Source organism: Pseudoalteromonas sp. 19-MNA-CIBAN-0066 (genome assembly GCF_040308705.1).
Classification (GTDB): domain Bacteria; phylum Pseudomonadota; class Gammaproteobacteria; order Enterobacterales; family Alteromonadaceae; genus Pseudoalteromonas; species Pseudoalteromonas nigrifaciens.
The window spans coordinates 1-383 of the sequence record NZ_JBEONZ010000115.1 but is presented as its reverse complement, the minus strand read 5'-3'; the positions used below and the strand labels follow the sequence as shown (position 1 = coordinate 383).

Below are 383 nucleotides of genomic sequence, written 5' to 3'. Positions count from 1 at the left end.
AGAACACAACAAAGTATTATCCATTGGATTCAAGAAGTTAAATTGCAACCCAGTGATTATTTGTTTCGGAGTATACGTCGCTCTAATCAACCAATAAGCTATTCATATTACAGGTCTATCATCAGGAGCTGGGCTGAGCAATTAGGACTTGATTGCGACTTGGGGACAAGAAAACCTTCGATGATAAAAACGCCATATCGATTGCACAACCTCTCTGCGAAGCAATAATGTCGATGACCGCTCGTACCCGTTTATCCTCAGGGCGCGATGAAAGCGCAGGACTATAGACTAGCCCTACCGCTTTATTGTGAGCGTCTAGCGAACTACACCTATGTTTTAAAATTCCAGGGTAACAAGCTGTCGATATCGGGCTCAGGCTGGCA

At 44.1% G+C, this 383-nt stretch carries 1 protein-coding gene; it reads left to right on the top strand.

Annotation, left to right across the window (positions count from 1 at the left end):
- The first annotated feature begins 152 nt into the window (after positions 1–152).
- Positions 153–287 (top strand): hypothetical protein, encoded by a 135-nt coding sequence (locus AAEZ18_RS18435; RefSeq protein ID WP_350552621.1) that lies wholly within the window; start codon positions 153–155, stop codon positions 285–287.
- The last annotated feature ends 96 nt before the right edge of the window (positions 288–383 follow it).